This is a genomic window from Streptomyces ferrugineus (genome assembly GCF_015160855.1).
Taxonomy (GTDB): Bacteria; Actinomycetota; Actinomycetes; order Streptomycetales; family Streptomycetaceae; genus Streptomyces; species Streptomyces ferrugineus.
The window spans coordinates 3,751,016-3,777,667 of the sequence record NZ_CP063373.1 but is presented as its reverse complement, the minus strand read 5'-3'; the positions used below and the strand labels follow the sequence as shown (position 1 = coordinate 3,777,667).

Below are 26,652 nucleotides of genomic sequence, written 5' to 3'. Positions count from 1 at the left end.
CCCTGATGTCTTCGTCGCGCAGAGCCGCAAGAGCCGCAAGAGCCGCAAATGAGGGAGAGCCCGATGTCAGCAGCCGAGGGTCCGCTCGTCGTGGGCGTGGACACGTCCACCCAGTCCACGAAGGCGTTGGTCGTCGACGCGTCGACCGGGCAGGTCGTCGCGAGCGGCCAGGCGGCGCACACCGTGTCCTCCGGGGCCGGCCGCGAGAGCGACCCACGCCAGTGGTGGGACGCCCTGTGCGAGGCACTGAGCCAGTGCGGCGACGCCGCGCACGAGGCCGCCGCGGTGTCGATCGGCGGACAGCAGCACGGCCTGGTCACGCTGGACGACCGGGGTGAACCGGTGCGGCCGGCACTGCTGTGGAACGACGTGCGCTCGGCGCCGCAGGCCCGCCGGCTGACCGAGGAACTGGGCGGCGCGAAGTTCTGGGCCGAGCGGACGGGCTCGGTACCGGCCGCCTCCTTCACGGTCACGAAGTGGGCCTGGCTCGCCGAGAACGAACCGGAGTCCGTCCGGACCACCAAGGCCGTGCGCCTCCCCCACGACTACCTCACCGAACGCCTCACCGGGCAGGGCACCACCGACCGCGGCGACGCCTCCGGCACGGGCTGGTGGGCGTCGGGGACGGAGTCGTACGACGAGGAGATCCTCGCGCGCGTGGGGCTCGACCCGGCGATGCTGCCCCGTGTGGTCCGGCCCGGTGAAGTGGCGGGCACCGTGCGCGACAGCCACGACCTGCCGTTCTCCAAGGGCACCCTCGTCGCGCCCGGCACCGGCGACAACGCCGCCGCCGCACTGGGCCTCGGCCTGCGCCCCGGCGCGCCCGTGCTGAGCCTCGGCACGTCGGGCACGGTGTACGCCGTGTCGACGCGGCGCCCCGCCGACCCGACCGGCACGGTCGCCGGGTTCGCCGACGCGCATGGCGACTGGCTGCCGCTGGCCTGCACCCTGAACTGCACACTCGCCGTCGACCGCCTCGCGAGCCTGCTGGGCCTCGACCGCGAGGCCGTGGAACCCACCACGGGCCTCACGCTGCTGCCGTACCTGGACGGCGAACGCACGCCGAACCTGCCGAACGCCTCCGGGCTCCTGCACGGCCTGCGCCACGACACGACCGCCGGTCAGCTCCTGCAGGCCGCCTACGACGGCGCCGTCCACGCCCTGCTCGGCGCCCTGGACCTCGTCCTGGACGACGACGCGGACCGCTCGGCCCCGCTGCTGCTGATCGGCGGCGGCGCCCGGGGCACGGCCTGGCAGCAGACCGTACGACGGCTGTCGGGGCGTCCGGTGCAGGTCCCGGAGGCCAGGGAACTGGTCGCGCTCGGCGCCGCGGCCCAGGCGGCGGGCCTGCTGACCGGCGAGGACCCGGCCGCGGTCGCCCGGCGCTGGAACACCACGCGCGGGCCGGTGCTCGACGCCGTGGAGCGGGACGAGGAGACGCTGGCCAGGATCAGCGGGGTACTCTCCGACGCGGCCCCGCTGCTGGAGCGGGGCCCCGAGGCGCACTGAGGACTGACTTCAGGCATGACCGCACCGCTGCACGAGGCCCACCCGACCGGCGCCGGGCGCGCACTGCCCAACACCCAGCAGGGCATGCGGCGCCGCAATCTCGCCCGGGTGATGCACACCGTGAGCGCCGAGGGTCCGCTCTCCCGTGCCGCCGTCGCCTCCCGTATCGGGCTGACGCGTGCGGCGGTGTCCACCCTGGTCGACGAGCTGATCCGCTCGGGACTGCTGGAGGAACTGGGTCCGGAGCGGCCCGGCCGGGTGGGCCGTCCCGGGTCGGCGCTCGCCGTCAGCGGGCACGGCCCGGCCGGGATAGGCGCGGAGGTCGGCGTCGACCATCTCGCCGTCTGCGCGGTCGACCTGCGCGGCGAAGTGCGGTCCCGGGCCGTCCGGCACGGCGCGAACCGGGGCCGGGCGCCCAAACCGGTGATCGAGGAACTCCACGAGCTGGTGCGCCAGGTCGTCGCCGAGGCCGAGCGCGAGGGACTGTGGCCCGCGGGCCTCGCGATCGCGGTGCCGGGCCTGGTGGCGCGCGACGCCCGTACGGTCGTACGCGCCCCGAACCTCGACTGGCGCGACGCGGACCTGGGCGAACTGCTCCCCGCGGACCTCCCACTGACCGTGGGCAACGAGGCCGATTTCGGCGCGCTCGCCGAACTCTGGCTCGGCGACGGCACTCCGCGTGACTTCCTGCATGTGTCGGCGGAGATCGGCATCGGTGCGGCGGTCGTGGTGGACGGCGGGCTGCTGCGCGGAACGCGCGGTTTCGCGGGCGAGTTGGGGCACGTGCCCGTCCGGCCGGACGGTCCGCAGTGCCCGTGCGGGGGGCGCGGGTGTCTGGAGCAGTACGCCGGAGAGGACGCGGTGCTGCGGGCGGCCGGGCTGGAGCCCGGCGAGGATCGTGTCGGGCTGCTCGCCGGGCGGGCCGCCGAGGGCGACGAGGACGTACGGCGTGCCCTGCGCGACGCGGGAACGGCACTGGGCATCGCGCTGACGGGCGCGGTCAATCTGCTGGACCCCGAGAGCGTGGTGCTGGGGGGTGCGCTGGCCGGGCTCGCGCCGTGGCTGCTGCCGTCGCTGGAGGCCGAGCTGGACCAGCGCACCGCCGGACCCGCCTGTCCGGTGTCCGTGTCTCGGCTGGGCCCCGAGGGGCCGCTGCTGGGGGCCGCGCACTCCGTGGTGCGAGCGGTGCTGGACGATCCGGCGGCGGTGGCGGAACGGGCCTGATTCCAGGCCGAGTTCATCCGTGTGGGTGAGCGAGTTATCCACAATCCCGCGGCTGTCCACGGAATCCCTGGGCACTCTTCTGCCCAACCCGCCAGCGCCGTACCGTGATTCACGCGAGGCGCAGCCGTCGTGTCACGGGGACGCGGGGCGCGTCGGCGCGCTTGAGGGGGATTCACATGTCGGGGGGAAACATCGTGGTGGACCTCGCCCGTGCCGGCTGCTTCCCGCGCCGCCGGCGCGACGCGCTCAAGCCGGTGCGGCATCTGCTCCTGTTGGTCCTGGGCATCGTCGCGTTCGTGCCCGCGCTGCTGACGGCGGCGGGACCGCCCGTCTTCGACTCCGTCTCCGAGCTGACCGCGCCCGTGTCGTACGCGGGATCAGTGGTCGGAGTGTGGATGGCGGCCGGGGTCGTGGTGCCGGTCGTGCTGATGCGGCCGCGCCACCCCGAGCGAATAGCCGAGACCGCCCGCGTCCGCTTCGACGAGCCCTCCCCCACCGACCTTCCGCAGAACGGAGCTGTGCGGCGATGAGCGACCCCCACATCCTCACCGTGCGACCCGAACCCGGCGAGTACGCCTGGACGTTCGGCGGCGCACCGCCCGTGGCGCGCGTCGCGCCCGGCACGGTCCTCGACCTGTACACGGAGGACTGCTTCGCGGGGCGGGTGCGCTCGGAGAAGGACCTGGTGTCCGAGGTGTGCGAGTTCCCCTACCTCAACCCTCAGACGGGGCCCTTCCACATCGAGGGCGCCGAGCCGGGTGACACGGTCGCCGTGCACTTCGTGTCGATCGAACCGGCCCGGGACTGGGCCGCGTCGACCACGGTCCCGCTGTTCGGCGCGCTCACCTCGACGCACACCACGGCCACGCTGCAGCCGCCGCTGCCGGAGACCGTATGGATCTGGCAGCTCGACCGGGCGCGGCGGACGGCGCTGTTCCGGGCCCACGACAGTGACATCGAGGCCGAGTTGCCCATGGACCCGATGCACGGCACTGTCGGGGTGGCTCCCGCCAATCTGGAGGTGCGTTCGGCCCTGGTGCCCGACGCGCACGGCGGGAACATGGACACACCCGAGATGCGGGCCGGCGTCACCTGCTATCTCGGGGTGAACGTCGAGGGCGCGCTGCTCAGCCTCGGCGACGGGCACGCCCGGCAAGGTGAGGGAGAGACGTGCGGGGTCGCCGTCGAGTGTGCGATGAACACCGTGGTGATCGTCGAGCTGCTCAAGGGGCTCGCCACGCCCTGGCCGCGCATCGAGTCGGACACGCACATCGTCTCGACGGGCTCGGCGCGGCCGCTGGAGGACGCGTTCCGGATATCCCAGCTCGACCTGGTGCAGTGGCTGGTGCGCGACTACGGGTTCAGTGAGCTGGACGCGTACCAGTTCGCGACCCAGGCCGTGGAGTCGCCGCTGGCCAACGTGTGCGACACCAACTACACGTGCGTGGCCAAGATCCGCAAACAGTGGCTGCCGGTGCGCGAGACGCACCGCGGAGTGCATGCGCGGCTGCGAGAGACGGCGGCGACGCTGCGCTGACCTCAAGGGCCTCAAAGGTCACAAGGGCCACGACTGGCCTCGGCACAGACTCAACACCGAAAGGCGATCCTCCCTTTGGAACGCGCAAGACCCCATCTCAGCCGACGGCGGATCCTCCAGGGCACGGCTCTCGCCGCCGTCCCGTACGCCCTGCTCCCCGAGCGGCGGGCCGGAGCCCACATTCCGGGTCCGGACCACCCACTCGCCGAGTGGCGGCCGGCGAACCCCGCCAACTACACGGAGGCGAACCGCCCTGCGTCCCACGCCGTGGACCGAGTGATCATCCACGTCACACAGACCACCTACCTCAACACCCTGTTCGTCTTCGAGAACCCCAGGAAGAAGGTGTCCGCGCACTACGTCGTCCGGTCGGCGGACGGACACACCTCCCAGTGTGTTCCCGAGGCGGACATCGCCTGGCACGCCGGGGACTGGGACCACAACCTGCGCAGTATCGGCATCGAGCACGAGGGCTGGGTGGACCGGCCCGGCTACTTCACCGACGTCATGTACGAGACGTCGGCCCGGCTCACGGCGGCGATCTGCGCCAGGCACGGCATACCGAAGGACCGGGCACACATCATCGGACACCACGAGGTGCCGGGCACCGACCACACCGATCCCGGCCCGCACTGGGACTGGACGCGCTACATACGACTGGTCAACGCCGTCTGAGCTTGATCATTAACCTCGCTGCTGTTTCAGGCGGACGTGTTCGGTGAGGGTTTCGATTCGTTTCACGGTCTTCCCAGGCTCGTGACGTGGGGCTGGCCTGCGGTTCTTCGAGCCGGGTGGGCGTCCGGGTCCGGGCTTGGAGGGTCTGGGCACGTCGGCGGGACGGGCGGTCTTCACGCGGAGGTGGCGGAACCCTCGGCGGACTCGGGCGGGGGTGAGCCGGCGCGGCTCGGAGGGCCGTTCCCAGGGGCGGCGGAGGTCCTCGGCGAGGGGCCGGGCGAGGCGGAGTTGGGTGTGGGCGGCGATGATCAGCCAGGTCCACAGGTCGGCCGTGTGCGGATCGCGGACCTTGGGGACGGTCCAGCCCAGGGTCTGCTTGAACAGCCGGAAGGTATGTTCAAGATCGAATCTGCGGAGGAACGCCTGCCAGCGCAGGTCGACGTCCTGGCCGGTCATGCCGGTGCGCGAGGACCACATCCATACCGGCTTGGGGTCGCGGTCACCAGGTAGGTGCTCGACCTTCAGCCGGATCAACGTGCCGTGGATCAGAGGGAGTTCGCCGCAGTGGTCGAGCCAGGGGCCGCGGGCCTGCAATCGGGGGTGCATCCGGTCCCAGGCGAGGGCTTCGGCCGTGCCGTAGCGGGTGGTGTCGCAGGTCGTGGCTTGGTCGGGGGTGTGCCAGGTCTCCGGCTTGGAGAAGGTGAGGACGCCGCCGTGCTTGCGGGGCTGCCCGCCACGCGGGGAGGAGCGGCGTGGGCCGGCGTCCCGGAGCATGACGCGGTCCGAGCGTAGGCGGCCGACCAGTTCGACGGGCAGGTCGGCCAGGACGTAGGCGAGGCGGGTGACGTCGTAGCCGGTGTCCATCACGACGAGGATGTCTGCGTCGCCCGGCTGCCACTGCCCGGCGTGCACCAGCCGGGTGACCACCTCGCGCAGCTGGGCGGCGGTCACCGCGGTGGCATCGTCGCACGACCCCAGCCGGATCGCGTCCAGCACGGCCGTCCATGACGTGCGTCCCGTCTCCAGGGCGGCGACGAAGGAGTAGGGCCAGCCGGGGATGAACTGATCCGCGCTGCGGCCCCGCCCGTAGACGTGGCAGAACAGCAACTCCGGGCTGGTGGGGGCGTCGGGTCGCAGCCAGTTGCTCACGTCCACCGCGAGCACGATCCGCCCGTCGGCGGCGCGTGGCAGCGGCGTGGCGGCCAGCAGCCTGCGCAGGCGGCGCGGTTCCAGCCAGCCGTGGTTGACCGCGTCGTACATCGCTCCGTGCCCGCGCCGGTGCTCGGCGGTGAGCGTCAACTCGACCAGCGACGTCACCGGGCCGTCCGAGCACAGCACCGCGTCGGTGAGCTCGAAGAGCGCATCCGCCCGGGTGTAGAGGCAGTCGTAGAACTCGACACGAAAGTGGGACAGGACGCCCACCGCGGCGTCAGCGGACTGTTCAGCGGCGAGACTCTTCACCAGCGGCCGTTCCTTCACGCGACGTTGCTCGACACCTCGAAGCGTGAAGAACGGCCGCCCTGTTGTCCCTGGAACGAACCAAGATCAGCGGGTCAGGTGAACGGCCGAGGTTAAACACCAAGCTGAGGGCTCGCACATCCGTGCCGGTGCGTCCACCGCTCGGGTCCGCCCCGTCGAAGAGGTTGTCCGCACGCGTACCCGGAGTGACGATGTCCCCAGCCGCATCGCTACCGGGGAGGCCGAGTTGACCGATCCGTGGGTGGCTCTGGAACCGGGGGCCGACCCCGCCGAGCGCGTACGGGTGCTGCGTCGTGCGCATGAGACGTTCACCGAGGTGGGCACGGTGCCGACGCCGGTGCGTTCCGTGGTGGCCGACTCGTGGCGGCGTTCCGCGCGGGCCGGTGTCGGTCCGGACGGGACGGCGAGCGTGGAGCTGGTGGACGGTGACCTCGGCGCCTATCGCGCGGAGCATCCGCTGGCGCGGGTGATGCCGCTGTTCCGGGAGTTGCTGGGCACGTTCGCCTCGGACGGCGAGCATCTGCTCGCGGTGTGCGACGCGCACGGCAGGCTGCTGTGGGTCGAGGGTCATCCGACGACCCGGCGCAGGGCGGGGCTGATGAACTTCGTGCCGGGTGCGCGGTGGGCGGAGACCTCGGTCGGGACGAACGCGCCGGGTACGGCGGTCACCGTGGACCGGCCGGTGCAGGTGTTCGCGGCCGAGCACTTCATCCGCCGGGTGCAGCCCTGGACCTGTGCGGCGGCGCCGGTGCACGATCCGCGGACCGGGCGGGTGCTCGGGGCGGTGGACATCACCGGTGGTGACGGGCTCGCGCATCCGCACAGCCTGGGGTTCGTGCAGGCGGTCGCGCGTGCCGCGGAGTCCCACCTGGCGCTGCTCAGACCGCGGACGCCCGCCACCGACGCACCCGAGCTGTCCGCGCTGGGCCGCGACGAGGCGCAGCTGCTCATCGGCGGCAGCCGGGTCCGGCTCAGCCGTCGGCACAGCGAGATCCTGGTGCTGCTCGCCCGCCACCCGGAGGGACTGACCGGCGACGAGCTGCTGTGCGCACTGTACGAGGACGAGTCGGTGACGCCCGTGACACTGCGAGCCGAACTGGCGCGCCTGCGCCGGATACTGGGCCCCGGCCTGCTCGGCTCGCGGCCCTACCGGCTCACGGTGCCGGTCGAGTCGGACGTGGCGGTCGTCGAGCGGCGTCTGGAGACGGGTGCGGTCACGGCAGCGGCCACGGCATACGCGGGCCCGCTGCTGCCAGGATCCCAGGCCCCGGCGGTCGTACGGCTCAGGCGTCTGCTCGCCGACGGGCTCCGTACGGCGTTGATCGCCCGTCGTGATCCCGACCTGCTGGCCGACTGGGCGCACGCGCCGTGGGGCGAGGACGATCTCGACGTATGGCGGGCGCTCGCCGCGGTGCGTCCGACGGCGAGCGTGCGGTCGCGGCTGGCCGCGCTGGAGTCCGAGCTCACCGCGCCGCTCGCCCGGGAGCGCCGCCCGGCGCGCTGATCGAACAACCGGCGCCACCCGCCGGCCCCGCGCAACGTACTTGCAACCTCGCGGTTCCTAGCCTCGCGCCGAGAGCTGCCCAACGGCGGGCAGCGCTTCTTCGGGAGGCAGAGCAGTATGACCCGTTACGCGGCGCCCGGCACCGAGGGTGCGATCGTCTCCTACCAGGCGCGCTACGACCACTTCATCGGCGGGGAGTACGTGCCGCCGATCCGGGGGCAGTACTTCGAGAACCCGACGCCGGTGAACGGGCAGCCGTTCACCGAGATCGCGCGGGGCACGGCGGAGGACGTGGAGCGGGCGCTGGACGCGGCGCACGCGGCGGCCCCGGCGTGGGGCCGGATGTCGGTGACCGAACGCTCCGACATCCTGCGGAAGATCGCCGACCGTATGGAGGCGAACCTGGAGAGGCTGGCCGTCGCCGAGAGCTGGGAGAACGGCAAGCCGGTGCGGGAGACGCTGGCGGCGGACATTCCGCTGGCCATCGACCACTTCCGCTACTTCGCGGGCGTGATCAGGTCGCAGGAGGGCTCGCTCGGCGAGGTCGACGACGACACGGTGGCATACCACTTCCACGAGCCGTTGGGCGTGGTCGCGCAGATCATCCCGTGGAACTTCCCGATCCTCATGGCGACGTGGAAGCTCGCGCCGGCGCTGGCCGCGGGCAACGCCGTCGTGCTCAAGCCGGCCGAGCAGACCCCGGCGTCCATCCACTACTGGCTGAGCCTGGTCGCCGATCTGCTCCCGCCCGGCGTGGTCAACATCGTCAACGGCTTCGGCGTGGAGGCGGGCAAGCCGCTGGCGTCCAGCCCCAGGGTGGCCAAAGTGGCGTTCACCGGCGAGACCACGACCGGCCGGCTGATCATGCAGTACGCCTCGGAGAACATCACCCCGGTCACCCTCGAGCTCGGCGGCAAGTCGCCGAACATCTTCTTCGACGACGTGTGGGCGGCGAACGACGACTTCCGGGACAAGGCCCTGGAGGGCTTCACGATGTTCGCGCTCAACCAGGGCGAGGTGTGCACCTGCCCGTCCCGGGCGCTGGTGCAGCGGGGCCACTACGCCGAGTTCATCGAGGCGGCGATCGCCCGCACCGAGCAGATCAGCACCGGCCACCCGCTCGACACGGACACGATGATCGGCGCGCAGGCGTCCAACGACCAGCTGGAGAAGATCCTCTCCTACCTGGACATCGGCCGGCAGGAGGGCGCCCGGATCCTGACGGGTGGCGAGCGTATCGAGCACGACGGCGAGCTGAAGGGCGGGTACTACGTCCAGCCGACCGTCTTCGAGGGCGACAACCGCATGCGGATCTTCCAGGAGGAGATCTTCGGGCCGGTCGTCTCGGTGACGTCCTTCGACGACTTCGACGACGCCATCAAGATCGCGAACGACACGCTGTACGGCCTCGGTGCGGGCGTGTGGACGCGGGACATCAACACCGCGTACCGCGCGGGTCGCGCCATCCAGGCGGGGCGGGTGTGGACGAACTGCTATCACGCGTATCCGGCGCATGCGGCGTTCGGCGGCTACAAGGGGTCGGGCATCGGGCGTGAGACGCACAAGATGATGCTGGAGCACTACCAGCAGACGAAGAACCTGCTGGTGTCGTACTCGCCGAAGAAGCTCGGCTTCTTCTAGAGCCTGAAGCCGGGCCTCGCAGGTCGCCACGGCCGCGGGTTCGCTGAACGAGGGCGGGCGAGGCATCCGTCCTCGTCCTTCGGTCCGGGACAGACGTCGACGGAGTGGAGCCAGGATCATCCTGGCTCCACTCAGTGGTGCGGGTGTGTCACTGGAACTGTGCGAAGAACCTCCAGATCTCTGCCTTGGTCCAGGTGGTGACGCCGCTTTCGCCGGAGGAGCCGTCGACGGGACCGGGTATGTGGCCTCCGTCGAACGCGGCCCATTGGACCGGGTAGCCGGCACGGCAGCCCGAGTAGGTGGTGGTGATGTGCGTTCGGCTGCCCGGCGCGGGCTCGCGCGGGCTCTGTGCGGTGCAGCCGTTGTTGCTGACGAACTTGTCGCGCAGGGACCGTCCTTGCCCGATGTTGAGGACGTTGTCGCTGATGCCGTGGATTCCGAAGTAGGCGATGGGCTGGGTGCCGCCGCTGCACCCGCTGATCTGGGCACCGGAGATGACCGCGACGGCCCTGAAGACGTTCGCCCGGCTGCATGCGAGTGCGTAGCTCATACCGCCGCCCCAGCTGAATCCCGTGGCGAAACGCTGTGCCGGGTTGACACAGAGGCCGCCCTCGATGCGCCGGATCATGTCGTCGACGAAGGTGACGTCCTCACCGCCCGAATTGGCCCAGCCGTTGCCGAGGCCCTGGGGGGCGACGAGGATCGCGCTGTTGTTCGACTGCTCCTGTTGGCCGTAGTAGGACCAGGCGTTCCCGCTCGTGCCGCCCGAGGCGACGTCGCCGGCGGTTCCGCCCCGCCAGTGGAACGCGAAGATCAGCCGGTAGGGGTGGCTGTTGTCGTAGTTGGCGGGAACCCTGAGGATGAAGCTGCGGCTCTTGCCGCCGCTCTGAATCGTGTGCGTACCGCTCGTCAGAGTCGGGGCGCTGCCGCATCCGCCGCCGCCACCGGACGACAGCTTGATCATCTGCCATTGCTGGTTGGCGCCGCCCCAGTCGGTGTACTGGACGACGTTGCCTCCGTCGGCGGTGGAGGCGCCCTGCACCTCCACCGCCTTGCCGCTGGCGCGGTTGATCAGCCGGACGTGGCCCGCGTCGGAGTCGGCCAGGCGGAACTGCTGGTTGGCCCCGTTGTGGTCGGCCCACTGCTGGATCGCGGCACCGTCCGCGGTCGAGGCGCCGGCCACGTCGAGAACCTTGTCCGAATGCCGGGCCTTGAGGCGGTAGAAACCGCCACCGGAGTCCACGAACTGCCACTGCTGGTTGGCTCCGTCGTGGCGCGTCCACTGGTTTATCCGCGCGCCGTCGGCGGTGGAGGGGCCGGATACGTCAAGGACCTTGCCGCTGTTGCGGTTGACCAGGACGTACCAGGCGTTGGTGTCCACCGTCGCCGCCGCGGCGGGCACCGGTTTCACCGCGGCGAGCATGCCGATCGCGAGGGTCGCCGCCACCACGGCGGCGATCCGGGACCACCAGCGATGTCGTAAGGGAGGGGCGGGGGAAGCCGCACCGTAGGTCTTCATCGGTTCACCCTTTCGCCGTGGCAGGTCAGGTCCGGGTCCAGCGTTGGTTGCTGCCGTTCGAGCAGGAGTAGAGCTGGATCAGGGTGCCGTTCGCGGTTCCGGCGCCGACGGCGTCGAGGCAGCGGCCAGACTGGACGCCGACGACGGATCCGTCGGAGTTGAGGCGCCATTTCTGGTTGTCGCCACCCCAGCAGCTGTAGATCTGGACCTTGGCGCCGTTGGCGGTTCCTGCGGCGTCCAGGCACTTGTCGCCGTAAACCCTGAGCTCGCCTGCGGCGGTGTAGGTCCACTGCTGATTGGCCTGGTTGTTGCAGTCCCACAGTTGGAGCTGGGTACCGTCGGTGGTGCTGGCGCCGGGCACGTCCAGGCAGCGGCCCGAACCGACGCCCTTGATCGGTGTGGAATCCGAAGGGGGCGTGGTGGAGCCGCCGTTGAGTGCGTTGAGGACGGCGGTGTAGGCGGGCTTCTTGCTGCCGTTACCGTTGAACAGCAGCGGCGTGTGCTCCGGTCGCCAGGAGTCGGAGTCACGCACACCCCAGACGGTGATGCCGAGGCAGCGCGGGACGGCCAGGCAGTCGTTGGTCACGGCGGCGTAGGTCGAGGCCGGGGCGCCCTGGATGTCGAGTTCGGTGATGGCCACGTCGACGCCGAGGGCGGCGAAGTTCTGCAGGGTGGTGCGGAAGTTGGGGTTGTAGGGGCTGCCGCTGTTGAAGTGCGACTGGAAGCCGACGCAGTCGATCGGCACGCCGCGCTGCTTGAAGTCCCGGACCATGGCGTACATGGCCTGGGTCTTGGCCCAGGTCCAGTTTTCGACGTTGTAGTCGTTGTAGCAGAGCTTGGCCGCCGGATCGGCGGCGCGCGCGGTGCGGAAGGCGACCTCGATCCAGTCGTTGCCGGTGCGTTGCAGGTTGGAGTCGCGGCGGGCTCCCGAACTGCCGTCGGCGAAGGCCTCGTTCACGACGTCCCACTGGACGATCTTGCCCTTGTAGTGGGCCATCACGCCCTTGATGTGGTCGATCATCGCCTGGCGCAGATTGCTGCCGCTGAGGCTCTGCATCCAGCCGGGCTGCTGGGAGTGCCAGGCCAGGGTGTGGCCGCGCACCTGCTTGCCGTTCTGCACCGCCCAGTTGTAGACGCGGTCACCGGCGGTGAAGTTGAACTGGCCACGCTGCGGTTCGGTGGCGTCGATCTTCATCTCGTTCTCGGCCGTCACCGAGTTGAACTCACGGTTCGCGATCGTCGTGTACGCCGAGTCACCCAGCCTGCCCGAGGCGATGGCGGTGCCGAAGTAGCGGCCGCTCTGCGCCGCCGCGGCGCCGAGCGTGCTCTCGGCGGCGTGTGCGGTCGGCGGCGCGACCAGTGCGGGGACCATACCGAGGACGCCGACGATCAGCGCCAGCAGCAGGCCGCGGATCTTCCGGCGGTGAACGGCTCTGGGAAAGGCATACGAGCCCATGACTGTGCCTCCAAGGTGGACATCACGGAAGGACTGAAGCGCAGAGGAATGCGGAGTCCGCTCCCACTCGGCAGACGGACGGGGTGGGCCGGGAGGGCTGCGGCGGTGTTTCGACGCGGACATGGCGGTACTCCATCGCGGCTCAACCGGGGGACCGCCACACGGCGTCGCACGCCTCTCCAACGGCACGAAGAGCCAGGATGCGCCGGTGCGAACCTCACCGGAACGAAACGGGGTGGCGCGGGTGCTCTGGTGCGCCGATCTGCCGTGCAGCTGTGCATGGATCTGCCGTGCAGAACAGATTGCTCAGGGCCGGTGCAGTTCGACATCTCGAACCAAGGCCGGTTTCCTCAGACAGGGATGATTGAGGCGTTGACGATGCATCGTCAATACTGCCCGCAAAAAAAGTTTCGGCTTTCCCCTCGAAACATTCTGGAAGCCCGGCGAGCCGGAAGTCGATCCCCGGCGCCGCCACCGACGGATACCGGAAGACCGGACCGGGACGAGCGTGCGGACACCGCCTGCTCGGCTTCCCTCCTGCAAGGAGGCCCTTTGGACTGGCGAGCCGAGCCGCGAACCATGGAGGGGCTCCGGTCGGCGCGACTGCTCGCCCAGCCCGAAGGAGAGGCGCTGTTTGTAGACAGATCAGTGACAGGCCTTGACCGGAGGACCCCGCATTCCTAGCTTGTGGCGTCGAAGCATCCGGGAATTCTTCGAAACTTTCGAGATTGCCTCTCCCGGCCCGTCCGCTGCGCGGCTCATTCGGGCCATCTCACCCGCCCCCTTAAGGAGGCCCTCAGATGCGGTTTCGCCATTCGCCCCCGGTCCGTGTGAGACGCTTACTCGCTGTTCTCGCGCCCTTGCTGCTCGTGGCCACCTTCCTCGGCGCGCAGCCCGCCGGCGCGGCGACCGTAGACCCCAACGCCTCGTACGTGCTGGTCAACCGCAACAGCGGCAAGGCCCTGGACGTCTACAACCTGGCGACCAACGACGGCGCCCGCATCACCCAGTGGACCAGGAACGATCAGGCCCAGCAGCAGTGGCAGTTCGTCGACTCCGGGGGCGGCTACTACCGCATCAAGTCCCGGCACTCGGGCAAGGTCCTGGATGTCTACAACTGGTCCACCGCGAACGGCGGCTCGATCGTCCAGTGGGCCGACCTGAACGCCACCAACCAGCAGTGGCGGCTGGCCGACAGCTCGGACGGCTACGTGAGGCTCATCTCGCGCCACAGCAACAAGGCCCTCGAGGTGCAAGGCGCCTCCACCGCCGACAACGCGAACGTCGTCCAGTACGACGACTGGGGCGGCGCCAACCAGCAGTGGCAGCTCGTCAAGGTCGGCGCCGACAACCCCGGTCCGTGCGCTCTTCCGTCGACGTACCGCTGGACATCGACGGGCGCGCTGGCGCAGCCCAAGTCGGGGTGGGTCTCGCTCAAGGACTTCACCGTCGCCCCCTACAACGGCAGGCAGCTCGTCTACGCGACGACGCACGACACGGGGACGCGTTGGGGTTCGATGAACTTCGGCCTGTTCACCAACTGGTCGGAGATGGCCTCGGCCAGCCAGAACACGATGTCGACATCCACCGTCGCGCCCACGCTCTTCTACTTCGCGCCGAAGAACATCTGGGTGCTCGCCTACCAGTGGGGGAGGACCGCCTTCTCCTACCGGACGTCGAGCGACCCCACCAACCCGAACGGCTGGTCATCGGAGCAGGTGCTCTTCTCCGGAAGCATCGGCGACTCCGGAACAGGACCCATCGACCAGGCACTCATCGGTGACGGGACGAACATGTACCTGTTCTTCGCCGGTGACAACGGCAAGATCTACCGGGCCAGCATGCCGATCGGGAACTTCCCGGGCAGCTTCGGCTCGAACTCGACAGTGATCATGAGCGATACGAGGAACAACCTGTTCGAAGCCCCGCAGGTCTACAAGCTGCAGGGCCAGAACCGCTACCTCATGATCGTCGAGGCGATCGGCGCCCAGGGCCACCGCTACTTCCGCTCGTTCACGGCCACCAGTCTGAACGGCTCATGGACGCCCCAGGCCACGACCGAGAGCAATCCCTTCGCCGGCAAGGCCAACAGTGGCGCCACCTGGACCAACGACATCAGTCATGGCGAACTGCTCCGCACCGGCCCCGATCAGACCATGACCGTCGATCCCTGCAATCTGCAGTTGCTCTACCAGGGGCGCAGCCCCAACTCCGACGGCGTCGACTACGGCCTCCTGCCCTACCGTCCGGGGCTGCTGACAATGCGGCGCTGACGGCGTGACACGGGCCCGGCCCCGGTATGGAGCCGGCGTGGTGGGCTCGGCAGCAGGCCGAGCCCACCCTGGCGACAACGTCAGCGCCCATACGGCGACGAAGCGCGGCTTCGGGGTTCAGTCCTCAGCCGCATCACCGGGCGGACCATCACCCGAGTCGTCATGGACGACGACTGGACAGCCGCAGCGGTCGCCGGTGGGATGCCGCGGCCGGCTGCGGAGTTCGCCCTGACGATGTTCGCCGCATCGCGCAATGGCGAGTTCAACGTCACCGACCCCGCGCTCGGAGCCGCCATCGGCCACCCCGCGAAGACCGTCCACGAAGTCCTGGAGGCCGTCGTACGCTCCCGGTGAACCGACCGGCCCCGCAGCCCGGCGGACGGTCCGAAAGGGCGGGACGGTCAGAAAAGGCGGGACGGTCCGAAAAGCGGGCCGGTCCGAGAAGGCACCGCCTCCGCGGATTGCCGCAAACGGGAACGGCCCTCGACCGGTTCGCGGTCGAGGGCCGACCTCGGGCCCGCACCGGGCACGGCGACGGGCAGGAGCCCCGCCGGCTCAGGGCTTGGTCACGAAGACGTGCGCGGCGGTCGGCGCGGGGAGTTCGGCGGTCACCCGGCCGCTGCCGACCGTCACACCGCCGGGCGACGACGTCACGCACACGACCGCGCCGGGCCGCACCCCGGCGTACCGCACGGCGTACATCAGCCGGGCGTCGGCCTGCACCGGCTCCCTGATCCGGCGTACGACCGCGCTCACGCCGTCCGGCCCGGTCTCCAGGTCACTGAGGCTGATCGTGGTGCCGTCGGGGAACGGATCGGCGGCCGTGTTCTCACCTTCCTCACCGAGCTCCGCCAGGCCCGGGATCGGGTTGCCGTACGGCGAGTGTGTCGGGTGTCGCAGCAGTTCCAGGACACGGCGTTCGACGGACTCGCTCATCACGTGTTCCCAGCGGCAGGCTTCGGCGTGGATCTGCTCCCACTCCAGCCCGAGCACGTCGAGCAGCAGACACTCCGCGAGCCGGTGCTTGCGCATGACACGCGTGGCCAGTCGGCGGCCCTCGTCGCTCAGTTCGAGGTGCCGGTCGCCGGCGACGCGCAGCAGGCCGTCGCGCTCCATGCGGGCGACGGTCTGGCTGACCGTCGGGCCACTGTGCCGCAGGCGCTCGGCGATACGGGCGCGCAGGGGGACCACGCCTTCCTCCTCGAGTTCCAGGAGGGTGCGGAGGTACATCTCGGTGGTGTCGATGAGTCGGGACACGCCGGACCGTCAGGCGGGGGTCTCGGCCGTGACGGTCAGCACCGCGCGGCCGAGGGTGTGGCCGGCCATGGTGAAGCCGAGGACGGCGGGGGTGGCGTCGGCGGGGACGCCTATGGAGGCGACGTCGAGGGCGTGCACCACGACGAAGTAGCGGTGCGGGCCGTGCCCGGCCGGTGGGGCGGCGCCGATGTAGCGGGCCAGGCGGGCGTCGTTGGGCAGCTGGAAGGCGCCTTCGGGCAGGCCCGTACCGCTGTCGTCGCCGGCGCCCTCGGGCAGTTCGGTGACGGTGGCGGGGATGTCGGCGACCGCCCAGTGCCAGAACCCGGAGCCGGTGGGCGCGTCGGGGTCGTAGACGGTGACGGCGTAGCTCTCGGTGCCGTCCGGAGCGCCGCTCCAGGACAGCTGCGGGGAGATGTCCTTTCCGCCGGGCACGCCGGAGGCGCGCTGCTCCGGCGGCCAGGCGGCCCCGTCGGTGACGGTGGTGCTGGTGACGGTGAAGGAGGCCGCTCGGGGGAGGCGGGCGAAGGGGTCGTTGGCGTGCATCACGTCGTTTCCTCTCGGCAGAGCTGTGCGCTGCGGTAAATCGACAGTATCACAGATAATCGATTATTCGAGGGATCGTCTATGCTGCGGTCATGACTCGAACGGCTCATGGTTCGGCCCCCGCCGGGAAGCAGATGCTCTCCGAGCAGGTCTACGCACATCTGCGAGACGCGATCCTGCGGGGTGACTACGCCCCCGGTGACCCGCTCAAACCGCAGGACCTCGCCAAGGAACAGGGCGTGAGCCTGGCCGTCGTACGCGAGGCGCTCGTACGGGTGGTCGGCGAGGGTCTCGCCGACCGGCTGCCCAACCGCGGCTTCGCCGTCCCGGCCGTCTCCGACCGCCGTTGGCAGGAGATCGCGGAGGCCCGCCGGACCGTCGAACCCGTCGTACTGCGGATGTCCATCGAGCGCGGGGACGTCGACTGGGAGGCCCGGGTGCGCGCCGCCCACCACCGCCTGGCCCGCACCCCGGCGTATGTGCCGGAGGAAGGCGAGTATTACAGCGGTGCGTGGTCCGAGGCCCACCGGGTGTTCCACCGCACGCTGCTGGAGGGCTGCGGCAATCCCGTCCTGCTCCAGACGTTCGACCGGATGTGGACCGCGAGCGAACTGGCCCGCCGCTGGTCGGCGCACCGCGACCCCGGCCGGGACGGGGCCTTGGAGCATCGTCGGCTGGAGGAGGCGGCGCTCGCCCGCGACGCCGACACCGCGGCCGAGGTGCTGGTCCGCCATCTCACCCAGACCGCGGACGCACTGGCCCACCCCGCCCCTTCGAGCCCATGAAGTCGGTGACTCCGCCTGCTGACGCCCCGTGGGCTGTCACAGCCAGGGAGGCCGCCCTGCCCTCCCCCTGACGCCCCGCGACCCCGGCGCGCCGCAGCGCCGTGGTCGCGGCTACGTGGCACAGGGCGAGATCCTCTTCGAGCTGGCGGGACAACCGCTCACCGACGCACAGTCGCAGCTGGTGGTGACCATGTCCGCACCGCCGGGCAGCCCGGTGCTGACCATCGTCAGCGAGGAGCAGCTCCGGGGAGTAGAAGGACCGTGCGGCGGACGCCACCTCGCCTGCGGACAGGTCGATCTGGACGACCCCGGTGCGGCGGATCTCGTCGATCGAGCTCGCCCAGACGACGCGCCGTACATTCGCCCATGCCAACGCGCTCATGCACATCGAGCAGGGCTCACCCGTGGTGTAGAGGGTGGTGTCGGCCCAGCCCTGGTTGCCCTGCCGCCGTACGTAGTCGTTCATGGCGACCACCTCGCCGTGCCACACGGGGTTGTCCGCACCGGTGTTGACCCCGCTCCCCAGGACCTCCCCGGTGCGGTGCTCACGAGCACCGCACCGAACGGCCACTTGGGGTTCCTCCTCGCCTCCTCGATGGCCAGCCACATGAACCGCTCATGCCCCCATACCTGTCTCCTCACCCTGCACCGATTGCGGAGCGGCTCGACTCGATCGCGGGCTGACCTCTCCCCCGGGCGATCAGACCGTGGACAGGTCGATCGCCCGGTCGACGTCCTTCGGCCGCAGCACCCGCAGGATGCCCTCCAACAGGTAGTAGTCGGCATACGGCAGGGAGATCTCGACCCCGTCCTCGCTCGGCCGGTTGCGCGTGCAGCGGGCCACGACCGCGTCCGCGCGGGTGGAGTTCCGGGTCAGGCAGGTCTCGGCCAGCGCGGTGAGCAGCCGCAACGCCACCTCGCGATAGGCCGGCCTGCCGGTCGCCGCGGCCAGGTCGAGCAGACCGCACGCCGTGATCGCGCCGGCCGACGCGTCCTTGATGTCGTACGGCTGCTGCGGGGCGCCGTAGTCCCATACCGGGACGTGGTCCGGGGTCAGCGCCCCCACCGCGAAGTCGGCCAGCCTGCGGGCGGTGGCCAGGAACTCCCGGTCGCCGGTGCGTCGGTACATCGTGGTGAATCCGTACAGCCCCCACGCCTGTCCGCGCGACCAGCAGGACGTGGGGCTGTACCCCTGCACGGTGTTCGGGCCGATCTCGGCGCCGCTGACCGGATCGAAGTCGTACACGTGCGGGGTCGATCCGTCGGGGCGCGGGAAGACCCGCCGGGCGGTCTTCGTGTGTTCCACGGCGATGTCCAGGTACTTCTCGTCGCCGGTCGCGCCGCTCGCGAAGGCCAGCAGGTCGAGGTTCATCATCGTGTCGATGATGACCCGGCCGGCGTTGCGCTCGTCGTTCAGCGCGCCCCAGGCTCTGATGAAGCGCCCACGCGGGTTGTAGCGCTGGATCAGCGAGTCGGCGGCCCGGAGGGCACCGGCCCGCCACTTGGCGTCGCCCGTGAGGCGCCATGCGGTGACCCAGGACGGATAGAAGAGGAAGCCCAGGTCGTGGGTGCCGGTGTCGTACTGGCGGGGGGCCAGCTTCTCCGCGGACGCCAGGGCCCAGGTGCGGAAGGCGTCGTCCTCGCTGTGGAGCCAGGCCATCCACAGCGTGCCCGGCCAGAAGCCGCCGACCCAGTCGCCGTTCTGCGAGTAGACCCACTTCTCGAACTTCGTGCCGACGGGGAAGGCGGTCACGGTCGGTGCGACCGCGCGGAGCTTGTCGACGGCGTAGTCGGCCGCCGCGCGGAAGGTGCGCAGGGTCGGTACCGGTGGCCGGCCGGCGGTCACGTCCGCGGCCGCGGCGGGTGCCGCGGTGGCACCCATCGCCGCGGCCCCGGCCGCCGTAGCCAGCACAGTTCGCCGGGAAACACTCATGCCGGTCCCTCCAACTGGTCGACAGAAGAACGGAGTTGGCCGAGCGTCGCATGGCAGGCACAGCGCTGTACACCCACGTGAGCAATGTTCATCTACATGAACACGATCGTGCTCAGCGGTGGCAGGTCGTGACTCCCGGGCGCCAGCGGCAGGCGATCCCGGCGAAGCCGCCGTTGGCGACGACCTCCACGGCGAACGTGTCACCGCCGCGCAGCACCCGCCGGTTCCGCACGAGTCCGTCGGCGCCGTCCTCGACCGTCTCGACCAGCCACCTCCCGGGGCCGACGGTCAGCGGCACCTCGGCCGTGCGCGCCGCACCGGCGTAGACGCCGCCCAGGAACCAGCGGTCCCCGCCGCGCCGCGCGAGCACCGCTTCCCGCCCGGGTCGGCCGGTGAGCAGCCGGGTGTCGTCCCAGGCCGCCGGTACCTGGTCGAAGTAGGCGCGGGCGAGCGGCCGTCGGTCGTACGACTCGGGGGTGCCCGCGAACATCTGGAGGCCCGACTCGTAGGCGACGGTGAGGCCGACCTCGGCCGCGTCGGAGTTGGGGCGCAGGCCGACGCGCTGGAAGGCGCCCGGCGTGAAGTCCATGGAGCCGATGACGTTGCGGGTGAAGGGCAGGGTGGTCAGGTGGGCGGCGGTGTTGGTGCGCTTCTCCTCCCCCGCGACGCCCTCCAGGGTCATGACGTGGGGCCAGGTGCGCTGGATGCCCTTGGGGAGGGTCGAGCCGTGGAAGTCGACCATGAGGTGGTGGGCGGCGGTCTCGGCGAGGACGGCATCGTACCACCGGAGCATGGGCTGCGCCTCGGAGTCCATGAAGTCGATCTTGACTCCCTTGACGCCCCAGCGCTCCAGGGTGGGCAGCCACTGGGCGCGCTCCTCGGGCGTGTCGAGTTCGCGCTGGTGGATCCAGACGATGATGCCGACGCCCTTGGCGCGTGCGTAGTCGACGAGTTCGGGCATCCAGCTGTTGGTCTGCCAGTCGGGGTCGGTGGTGTCCCACTCGCCGGCCTTGAAGTACCAGCCCGCGTCGACCGCCTCGTACGGCCAGTTCCGCTCGGCGGCGTAGTCGACGTAGGCCTTCTGGGCCGCGAGGCTCTGGCCGGCCTCCCTGCCGCCCGCGAGCCAGGTCCACAGCACGGTGCCGGGCTTGATCCAGGAGCCGTCGGGGACCTTGGAGGCGGGTGCGAGGTCGTCGGTGAAGGTGGAGCGGGTGACGGTGGCGAGGTCGCCGGTGACCATCGCGCGCCAGGGGGTGGCGAGGGGTCCGTCGGCTTGCACGCGGTCGTCGGCGAGCTCGATGCGGTAGGTGCCGGTGCCCTGGTCGTGGGCGAGCCGGGCGCCGGAGTAGTCCCCGGTGAGGTCGGACTCGGCGAGCAGGGTGTAGCCGCCGTCGGTCTCGAACAGCGCCTGGTCCGAGTACTCGCCGGTCGGGGCCGTGGCGGCGGTGTACTGCGCGAACTGGCCCTCGTTGTCGACCCGGTAGGCGCCGAGCCACGCGCTCGCGTCCGGCGGCAGGTTGAAGGCGGAGGTCTCGCCGAGGACGGCGCCGTACCCTCCGGGCAGCACGTACCGGTAGGCGACGCCGTCGGCGGAGGCGCGGACGACGAGGTCGAGCCGGGCGCCGGTGGGGGTGGCGAAGGAGAGCCGGGTCTCGTTCATGCGGACCCGGCGGTCCAGTCGCTTGCCGGACTTCGCCCGGTAACGCTCGTCGACGAGCCGGTCCTTGCGGTGCAGGAAGCGCAGCCCCTCGGAGAGGTCGGCCTGTTCGGTGACGATGCCGACGGGCGACGGCTCGATGACCGTACGGCCGCGCCGGGTCACCGAGAGACTGACGGTGCCGGTGGTGTCGTCCAGGCGTATGTGCGCCGTCGGTTCGTGCGCCGCGGGGGCGGACACCGTCCAGGCGTCGTCGCGGTGGTCGGCCCGAGCGGGCCCGGTCGTCAGCAGTGTGGCCACCAGCCCTGCGCAGAGCGCGGTGCCGAGTAAGGCTCGGCGGGCCACCTTCGAACGTTGCTCCGGCTGTGAGGCCATCCTTGTCCTCCAGACCTGACGGATCATCGATACATCGGGTGTATCGCGGAACCTAGCAGGGCTCACGGACCTGTCAATGACCTCTACGGCATCAGGAGTTCCAACTCATCCGATGTATCGAGAGAGCATCCCGCCGCGCTTCAGTGAGCCGAGGACCATCGACACGTCCACCGACACGGCCTCGCGCAGCCACGCCGAGCGCGTGACGAAGTCGTGGAGCGCCGCCTCGTCCGGGAACGCGGTCAGGGCCAGCAGCTGGCGTTCGCCGGTGACGAAGCTGGCGTACCGCACGTGCGGGGACCCGGCGAGCGCCGCCGTCACCGTGTCGACCGCCGCCGGGACCGCACGCACCCACAGCACCGCCTCCACCGGCAGCCCGAGCAGCGCCGGTTCGATGACGGCGCGGATGCGGACGCGGCCGCCGCGGCGCAGGGCGCCGAGCCGGCGTCGGGCGGTGGCCTCGGAGACCCCGCAGACCCGGGCCAGTTCGTCGTAGGTGCACCGCCCGTCCTCGGCGAGGGCGTTCACCAACAGGCGGTCGGCGCGGGAGAGTTCGCCGGCGCCGTCGACCGGGGGCAGCAGGTCCGCCGATCCGGGGGCGGCGGTCGCGGGCGTGCCGTCGGCGAGGGCCGTGATCTCGGCCTCGGTGAGCAGGCCCGCGTGCCACTCGCGGATCGTCCGTACGTGCCGCAGCACCGGGAGCGTCAGCGTCCGTACGATGCCGGGCAGGCCGGGGAGTTCGTCCATGACGAGGCCCGGGAGCCGGTCGCGGGGGCACTGCATTTCCGCGACGCAGTCCCAGGTCCCGGTCAGGACATGGGCGAAGACGGAGTCGGGACGGCGTGCCAGCGCGGTGGCGACGACGCGGGCCCGGCCGGGTGCGCAGCGCATGGCGACCACGGTGCTGCGGCCCCGCACCGCCATCGCGCCGATCCGCACGAGTCCGGAGTCCAGCAGCCTGGTGCCCCGGCGCACCACGGTGCGTTCCGGTTCGCCGAGGGCCGTGGCGACGCGGTGCCATGAGGCACGGCCGTCGATCTGCAGGGCGCTGATGATGCGCCGGTCCAGCGAATCGGCCACGGGGCCGGGGTGCGGTGCGTCCATCGGTCTGAGCGTATGGCCGATTCCGTCGATTTCACAGGGATTGTTGTTCCCTTCCGTCAGTCGGCCCGACCCTGCCGGGAAGCCGGACCGCGCTTCCCCTACCTCCGGAGGTGGCCGACGTGACCGCGACATCCCAGAGCCCTCCCCAGGTCCACGCCCCCGCCCCCACCACCCGGCGCGGGCGGCTCGCCGTCCTCGGCCCGGGGCTGGTCCTGGCGGCCACGAGCGTGGGCGCGGGCGACATGGTGACGTCGCTGGCGGGCGCCGCCGGGTACGGCATGGCCCTGCTGTGGGCGATCCTCGTCGGGGTCGTCCTCAAGTACGCGCTCACCGAGGCGGTGGGGCGGCTGTATCTGGCGTCGGGGCTGACGGTGATCGCGAGCCTGCGTGCGGCGGCCCGCTGGCTGCCGTACGCCTTCCTGGTGTTCGTCCTGGTCATCGGGCTGCTGTACGGGGCGGCGCTGAGCTCGGTGGCGGCGCTGGCGCTGTCGACGCTGTTCCCCGCGCTGCCGCTGCGGCCGCTGGCGGTGGTGATCGCGCTGGCGTCGGCCGGTCTGGTGTACGTGGGCCGGTACGCGCTGTTCGAGCGGGTGATGAGCGCCTTCATGCTGGCCAAGTTCGTCGGCATGGTGGTGCTGGCGGTGGTCACGGTCGTCACGATCGACGACCCGTCCACCCTGGTGTCCTCGCTGCGGCCGCGGCTGCCGGAGGGCGACCTGATCACCGTGCTGGCGCTGGTCGGCGGGGTGGGCGGTACGGCCGGGGTGGCGTCGTACAGCTACTGGGTGCGCGAGAAGCGCTGGCGGCACCGGAGCTGGCTGCCGGTCATGCGGGCCGACTCGGCGGTGAGCTACGCCGTCACGTTCCTGTTCGTGGTGTGCGCCTCGATCGTCGGCACCGGTCTGCTGTACGGCACCGGGCGGACGATCACCGGCAACGACGGGCTGGCCGCGCTGGCCGATCCGCTCGGCGCGGACCTGGGCTCGGTGGCCCGGGTGCTGTTCCTGGGCACCTTCTTCCTCGTGACCCTGAGTGCCCTCGTCGGCGGCTTCAACGCCCTGTGCTACCTGCTGTCCGACTCCCTGCGCACCCTGCGCGGCGTCCCGGACAGCGAGGCCGAGCGGCACATGGGCCAGCGCAGCCGGCCGTACCGACTGTTCGTGCTGTACTGCGCGGTCACGTCGGTGGCGGTGACCTTCATGGGCCGGCCGGTCCGCCTGGTGCTCACCTACGCGGCCGTCGGCTCCCTCGTGCTGCCGCTGCTGTCCGGGGCGCTGCTGGTGCTCCTGAACCGGCGTGCCCTGCGGGCGCCGTACCGCAACAAGACCGTCTCGAACGTGCTGCTGTCGAGTTCCTTCGTGCTGTTCGGGGTGCTCGCCGTCGTCCAGCTCAAGGAAACCCTGGGAGGACTGTGAACCCCGCCGACCTGTGCTTCGACACCGCGACCGACCTCGCCGCGGCCCTGCGGCGCCGTGAGGTGTCCGCGCGTGAAGTCGTCAGCGCTCATCTCGACCGGATCAACCGGGTCAATCCGTCGGTGAACGCCATCGTCACCCTCGTCGCCGAACAGGCCCTGGCACAGGCCGCCGACGCGGACGAGCGGCTCGCCGCCGGGGCCGAGGTCGGGCCGCTGCACGGGCTGCCCGTCGCGCACAAGGACCTCCACGACACCGCGGGCATCCGCACGACGTACGGCTCCCCCGTCTTCGCCGACCACGTCCCCGACCGGGACCATCTGGTCGTCGAACGCCTCAGGCGGGCCGGCGCCATCACGCTCGGCAAGACCAACGTGCCCGAACTCGGCATGGGTTCACACACCGTCAACCCCGTCTTCGGCCCGACCCGCAACCCCTACGACCTCTCGCGCAGCGCGGGCGGCAGCAGCGGCGGCGCGGGGGCCGCGCTGGCCTGTGGGATGCAGCCGATCGCCGACGGCAGCGACACCGGCGGCTCGCTGCGCAACCCGGCGTCCTTCAACAACGTGGTCGGGCTGCGGCCGTCCCCCGGCCGGGTGCCGTCGTGGCCCGACAAGGCGCCGTGGGGGCAGCTCTCGGTCAAGGGCCCCATGGCGCGGACCGTGCGGGACGTCGCGCTGACGCTGTCCGTGCTCGCCGGGCCGGATCCGCGCAGCCCGCTCGCCCTCGACGCTCCGGGGTCCGTGTTCGCCGGCCCGCTCGACGGCGACATCCGCGGGCTGCGGGTCGCCTGGTCGCCCGACCTCGGCGGGAGCGTGCCCGTCGACGCCGAGGTCAGGGACGTGGTGCGCGGCGCGGTGGAGGTGTTCGCCGCGCTCGGGTGCGAGGTCGAGGAGGCGTGCCCGGATCTCGACGGCGCCGACGAGGCGTTCCTCGTGCAGCGGGCCTGGCAGATGGAGCTCGCCCACGGGCCGCTGCTGGCCGAGCACCGCCACCGCATGGCGCCGGACGTGGTGTGGAACATCGAGGAGGGCCGGGGGCTCACCGGCCCGGACCTGGGGCGCGCCCAGCTTCTCCAGGCCGCGCTCTTCCACCGGGTCCGGGAGTTCTTCGGGACGTACGACGTCCTGCTGCTGCCGGTCAGCCAGGTCGCGCCCTTCGACATCCGGCTCCCCTACCCCACCACCGTGGACGGCACCGACATGGAGACCTACCTTGACTGGATGCGCTCGGCCTACCTCATCACGATGACCGGCTGTCCGGCCCTGTCGGTCCCGGCCGGCTTCACCCCGGGCGGGCTGCCGGTCGGGGTCCAGGTGGTGGGGCCGCACCGGGGGGACGCGGCCGTGCTGAGGGCGGGGTACGCCTTCGAGCAGGCGACGCGGGTGGGGGAACGGCGACCGCCCGTCGCCGTCGCCGAAGGTGCGGGGGGCCGGTCATGAGCCCGCGCAGTGCCGTGATCGTGGGGGCCGGCATGGCGGGGCTGGCGACGGCCTGGTTCCTCCAGGAGGCGGGCGTCGAGGTCACCGTGGTCGACCGACGCGGCGTGGCGGCCGGCGCGTCCTGGGGCAACGCGGGCTGGCTGTCCCCGGCCCTCACGGTGCCGCTGCCCGAACCGGCCACCCTGAAGGTGGGGGTGCGTGGGCTCCTCTCCCCCGCCTCCCCGCTCTATGTCCCGCCGCGCCCGGACCCTCGGCTGGCCCGCTTCCTGCTGGCGTTCACCCGGAACTGCACCCACCGGCGCTGGCAGGTCGGCATGGCCGCGCTCTCCGCGCTGAACCGCCGCGCGCTGTCGGCGTACGACGAGTTGGCGCGGGGCGGGGTCGCCGAGCCGACCCGCGCGGGCGAGGCGGCTCTGCTCGCCTTCACCTCCGCAGCCGGGCGCGGCCCGCTCGTGGCGGAGCTGGACGCGGTGCGGGCGGCGGGGCAGGACGTCGAGTACGACCTGCTGACCGGTGCCGAGGCGCGCGAGCTGGAACCGGCGCTGTCGGCGCGGATCGAGTCGGCCGTACGGCTGCACGGTCAGCGGTATCTCAACCCCGGGGCGTTCGTCGCGGCGCTGGCCGACGCGGTGCGCGAGCGGGGCGGGAAGATCGTCAGCGATCTGGAGGTCGTCCGGGTACGGGACTTGGGCACCGGGGTCGCCGCGCTCGCCCCGGACGGCGCGGCCGTGCGGGCCGACGCGGCCGTGCTCGCCTCCGGAGCCTGGCTCGGCGGCCTGGCCGCGCCCTTCGGTGTGCGTACGCCGGTGCAGTCCGGGCGTGGCTACAGCTTCACGGTGTCCACGCAAGGGCTGCCCACGCGGCCGACCTATCTCGCCGAGCAGCGGGTGGTCTGCACGCCGCTCGGGGACCGGGTGCGGGTGTCGGGGATGATGGAGTTCACCGCGCCCGACCGGCCCAGGGATCCCCGCCGCGTCCAGGCGATCGTCAACGCGGCCCGGGACCTGCTCCCTTCGGCCGACCTCACCCACCGCGCCGACGAATGGGCCGGACCGCGCCCCTGCACGGCCGACGGTCTGCCCCTGATCGGCCCGACCCGCTCGCCCCGGGTCCATGTGTGCGGCGGGCACGGCATGTGGGGCATCGTGCTGGGGCCGCTCAGCGGCAGGCTGCTGGCGGAGTCGATCGTGACCGGCCGCGGGGCACCGGAGCTGGCCGCGCTGCATCCCCTGAGGTGAGGGGGTGCGGGCGCCGTCCAGCATCGAGCACTCGGTGCGTCACCTCCGGATGTACAACGGAACGTTGATCAGATCGGGCGCCCCGC

Annotated in this window: 22 protein-coding genes; 13 read left to right on the top strand and 9 right to left on the bottom strand. The window is 71.3% G+C overall.

The window, feature by feature from the left end:
* Positions 1 to 63 precede the first annotated feature (63 nt).
* The 5 genes from xylB (at position 64) to IM697_RS17235 (ending at position 4,945) form a co-directional block, all read left to right on the top strand.
* Positions 64 to 1,509: a xylulokinase gene (gene xylB, locus IM697_RS17255; RefSeq protein ID WP_194048573.1), complete on the top strand. Its 1,446-nt coding sequence runs from the start codon at positions 64 to 66 to the stop codon at positions 1,507 to 1,509.
* A gap of 15 nt (positions 1,510 to 1,524) precedes the next feature.
* The gene (locus IM697_RS17250; RefSeq protein ID WP_194048572.1) at positions 1,525 to 2,733 is read left to right on the top strand and encodes an ROK family transcriptional regulator; all 1,209 of its coding nucleotides are present in this window, start codon (positions 1,525 to 1,527) and stop codon (positions 2,731 to 2,733) included.
* Positions 2,734 to 2,909: 176 nt separating this feature from the next.
* Positions 2,910 to 3,263: a hypothetical protein gene (locus IM697_RS17245; protein WP_228044717.1), complete on the top strand. Its 354-nt coding sequence runs from the start codon at positions 2,910 to 2,912 to the stop codon at positions 3,261 to 3,263.
* On the top strand, positions 3,260 to 4,270 hold the full coding sequence (locus tag IM697_RS17240) for an acetamidase/formamidase family protein (protein WP_194048571.1): 1,011 nt from the start codon (positions 3,260 to 3,262) through the stop codon (positions 4,268 to 4,270). Before IM697_RS17245 ends, IM697_RS17240 begins: the two co-directional genes overlap by 4 nt.
* A gap of 75 nt (positions 4,271 to 4,345) precedes the next feature.
* Positions 4,346 to 4,945 (top strand): N-acetylmuramoyl-L-alanine amidase, encoded by a 600-nt coding sequence (locus tag IM697_RS17235; protein ID WP_194048570.1) that lies wholly within the window; start codon positions 4,346 to 4,348, stop codon positions 4,943 to 4,945.
* Between the two features lie 9 nt (positions 4,946 to 4,954).
* On the opposite strand, the gene IM697_RS17230 is transcribed toward IM697_RS17235, so the two are convergent.
* Entirely contained in the window at positions 4,955 to 6,367 is a 1,413-nt protein-coding gene (locus IM697_RS17230) for an NF041680 family putative transposase (protein WP_322734573.1), read from the bottom strand.
* Between the two features lie 283 nt (positions 6,368 to 6,650).
* On the opposite strand from IM697_RS17230, the gene IM697_RS17225 reads away from it, so the two are divergent.
* Both IM697_RS17225 and exaC read left to right on the top strand, forming a co-directional pair.
* Positions 6,651 to 7,928, top strand: a complete 1,278-nt coding sequence (locus IM697_RS17225) for a GAF domain-containing protein (protein ID WP_194048569.1) — start codon at positions 6,651 to 6,653, stop codon at positions 7,926 to 7,928.
* Between the two features lie 117 nt (positions 7,929 to 8,045).
* Complete coding sequence (gene exaC / locus IM697_RS17220; protein ID WP_194048568.1) at positions 8,046 to 9,569, top strand: acetaldehyde dehydrogenase ExaC; 1,524 nt, start codon at positions 8,046 to 8,048, stop codon at positions 9,567 to 9,569.
* A 148-nt stretch (positions 9,570 to 9,717) separates the two neighbouring features.
* On the opposite strand, the gene IM697_RS17215 is transcribed toward exaC, so the two are convergent.
* Both IM697_RS17215 and IM697_RS17210 read right to left on the bottom strand, forming a co-directional pair.
* On the bottom strand, positions 9,718 to 11,019 hold the full coding sequence (locus IM697_RS17215) for an RICIN domain-containing protein (protein ID WP_194049747.1): 1,302 nt from the start codon (positions 11,017 to 11,019) through the stop codon (positions 9,718 to 9,720).
* Between the two features lie 94 nt (positions 11,020 to 11,113).
* On the bottom strand, positions 11,114 to 12,544 hold the full coding sequence (locus tag IM697_RS17210; RefSeq protein WP_194048567.1) for an endo-1,4-beta-xylanase: 1,431 nt from the start codon (positions 12,542 to 12,544) through the stop codon (positions 11,114 to 11,116).
* A gap of 800 nt (positions 12,545 to 13,344) precedes the next feature.
* On the opposite strand from IM697_RS17210, the gene IM697_RS17205 reads away from it, so the two are divergent.
* Together IM697_RS17205 and IM697_RS17200 are read left to right on the top strand one after the other, a co-directional pair.
* Complete coding sequence (locus IM697_RS17205) at positions 13,345 to 14,817, top strand: non-reducing end alpha-L-arabinofuranosidase family hydrolase (RefSeq protein WP_194048566.1); 1,473 nt, start codon at positions 13,345 to 13,347, stop codon at positions 14,815 to 14,817.
* Between the two features lie 162 nt (positions 14,818 to 14,979).
* Positions 14,980 to 15,171 (top strand): hypothetical protein, encoded by a 192-nt coding sequence (locus IM697_RS17200; RefSeq protein WP_194048565.1) that lies wholly within the window; start codon positions 14,980 to 14,982, stop codon positions 15,169 to 15,171.
* Between the two features lie 201 nt (positions 15,172 to 15,372).
* Here IM697_RS17200 and IM697_RS17195 read toward each other — a convergent pair whose 3' ends face one another.
* Both IM697_RS17195 and IM697_RS17190 read right to left on the bottom strand, forming a co-directional pair.
* Positions 15,373 to 16,074 carry an iron-dependent transcriptional repressor DtxR gene (locus IM697_RS17195; RefSeq protein WP_194048564.1) on the bottom strand — a complete coding sequence of 234 codons (702 nt, stop codon included), beginning with the start codon at positions 16,072 to 16,074 and terminating at the stop codon, positions 15,373 to 15,375.
* Between the two features lie 9 nt (positions 16,075 to 16,083).
* A complete protein-coding gene (locus IM697_RS17190) occupies positions 16,084 to 16,617 on the bottom strand; it encodes a YbhB/YbcL family Raf kinase inhibitor-like protein (RefSeq protein WP_194048563.1) in 534 nt (177 codons plus the stop codon).
* A gap of 92 nt (positions 16,618 to 16,709) precedes the next feature.
* On the opposite strand from IM697_RS17190, the gene IM697_RS17185 reads away from it, so the two are divergent.
* Positions 16,710 to 17,402, top strand: a complete 693-nt coding sequence (locus IM697_RS17185; RefSeq protein ID WP_194048562.1) for a GntR family transcriptional regulator — start codon at positions 16,710 to 16,712, stop codon at positions 17,400 to 17,402.
* Here IM697_RS17185 and IM697_RS44630 read toward each other — a convergent pair.
* The 4 genes from IM697_RS44630 to IM697_RS17165 all read right to left on the bottom strand — a co-directional run bounded on the left by IM697_RS44630 (position 17,353) and on the right by IM697_RS17165 (position 22,471).
* Complete coding sequence (locus IM697_RS44630; protein ID WP_228044716.1) at positions 17,353 to 17,973, bottom strand: nucleoside deaminase; 621 nt, start codon at positions 17,971 to 17,973, stop codon at positions 17,353 to 17,355. The two genes, IM697_RS17185 and IM697_RS44630, sit on opposite strands and share 50 nt — an antisense overlap.
* Positions 17,974 to 18,102: 129 nt before the next feature.
* Positions 18,103 to 19,335, bottom strand: coding sequence for a glycoside hydrolase family 88 protein (locus IM697_RS17175; protein WP_194048561.1), 1,233 nt, complete (start codon positions 19,333 to 19,335; stop codon positions 18,103 to 18,105).
* A 112-nt stretch (positions 19,336 to 19,447) separates the two neighbouring features.
* Positions 19,448 to 21,337, bottom strand: coding sequence for a glycoside hydrolase family 97 protein (locus IM697_RS17170; RefSeq protein ID WP_228044713.1), 1,890 nt, complete (start codon positions 21,335 to 21,337; stop codon positions 19,448 to 19,450).
* 135 nt (positions 21,338 to 21,472) lie between these two features.
* On the bottom strand, positions 21,473 to 22,471 hold the full coding sequence (locus IM697_RS17165; protein WP_194048559.1) for an Lrp/AsnC family transcriptional regulator: 999 nt from the start codon (positions 22,469 to 22,471) through the stop codon (positions 21,473 to 21,475).
* A gap of 119 nt (positions 22,472 to 22,590) precedes the next feature.
* Here IM697_RS17165 and IM697_RS17160 point away from each other — a divergent pair, with 119 nt between their 5' ends.
* From IM697_RS17160 to IM697_RS17150, 3 genes are read left to right on the top strand one after another with little or no spacing between them, the layout of a single operon-like run.
* Complete coding sequence (locus IM697_RS17160) at positions 22,591 to 23,886, top strand: Nramp family divalent metal transporter (protein WP_228044711.1); 1,296 nt, start codon at positions 22,591 to 22,593, stop codon at positions 23,884 to 23,886.
* The gene (locus IM697_RS17155; RefSeq protein ID WP_194048557.1) at positions 23,883 to 25,328 is read left to right on the top strand and encodes an amidase; all 1,446 of its coding nucleotides are present in this window, start codon (positions 23,883 to 23,885) and stop codon (positions 25,326 to 25,328) included. Before IM697_RS17160 ends, IM697_RS17155 begins: the two co-directional genes overlap by 4 nt.
* Positions 25,325 to 26,566, top strand: a complete 1,242-nt coding sequence (locus IM697_RS17150) for an NAD(P)/FAD-dependent oxidoreductase (RefSeq protein ID WP_194048556.1) — start codon at positions 25,325 to 25,327, stop codon at positions 26,564 to 26,566. The genes IM697_RS17155 and IM697_RS17150 overlap by 4 nt, the downstream gene beginning before the upstream one ends.
* The last annotated feature ends 86 nt before the right edge of the window (positions 26,567 to 26,652 follow it).

Coding starts and splice junctions, on each gene's coding strand:
- IM697_RS17190 (WP_194048563.1), bottom strand. CDS start 16,617: ATGCACGCCAACGACCCCTTCGCCCGCCTCCCCCGAGCGGCCTCCTTC.
- IM697_RS17165 (WP_194048559.1), bottom strand. CDS start 22,471: ATGGACGCACCGCACCCCGGCCCCGTGGCCGATTCGCTGGACCGGCGC.
- IM697_RS17175 (WP_194048561.1), bottom strand. CDS start 19,335: ATGAGTGTTTCCCGGCGAACTGTGCTGGCTACGGCGGCCGGGGCCGCG.
- xylB (WP_194048573.1), top strand. CDS start 64: ATGTCAGCAGCCGAGGGTCCGCTCGTCGTGGGCGTGGACACGTCCACC.
- IM697_RS17205 (WP_194048566.1), top strand. CDS start 13,345: ATGCGGTTTCGCCATTCGCCCCCGGTCCGTGTGAGACGCTTACTCGCT.
- IM697_RS17200 (WP_194048565.1), top strand. CDS start 14,980: ATGGACGACGACTGGACAGCCGCAGCGGTCGCCGGTGGGATGCCGCGG.
- IM697_RS17245 (WP_228044717.1), top strand. CDS start 2,910: ATGTCGGGGGGAAACATCGTGGTGGACCTCGCCCGTGCCGGCTGCTTC.
- IM697_RS17250 (WP_194048572.1), top strand. CDS start 1,525: ATGACCGCACCGCTGCACGAGGCCCACCCGACCGGCGCCGGGCGCGCA.
- IM697_RS17210 (WP_194048567.1), bottom strand. CDS start 12,544: ATGGGCTCGTATGCCTTTCCCAGAGCCGTTCACCGCCGGAAGATCCGC.
- IM697_RS17240 (WP_194048571.1), top strand. CDS start 3,260: ATGAGCGACCCCCACATCCTCACCGTGCGACCCGAACCCGGCGAGTAC.
- IM697_RS17150 (WP_194048556.1), top strand. CDS start 25,325: ATGAGCCCGCGCAGTGCCGTGATCGTGGGGGCCGGCATGGCGGGGCTG.
- exaC (WP_194048568.1), top strand. CDS start 8,046: ATGACCCGTTACGCGGCGCCCGGCACCGAGGGTGCGATCGTCTCCTAC.
- IM697_RS17185 (WP_194048562.1), top strand. CDS start 16,710: ATGACTCGAACGGCTCATGGTTCGGCCCCCGCCGGGAAGCAGATGCTC.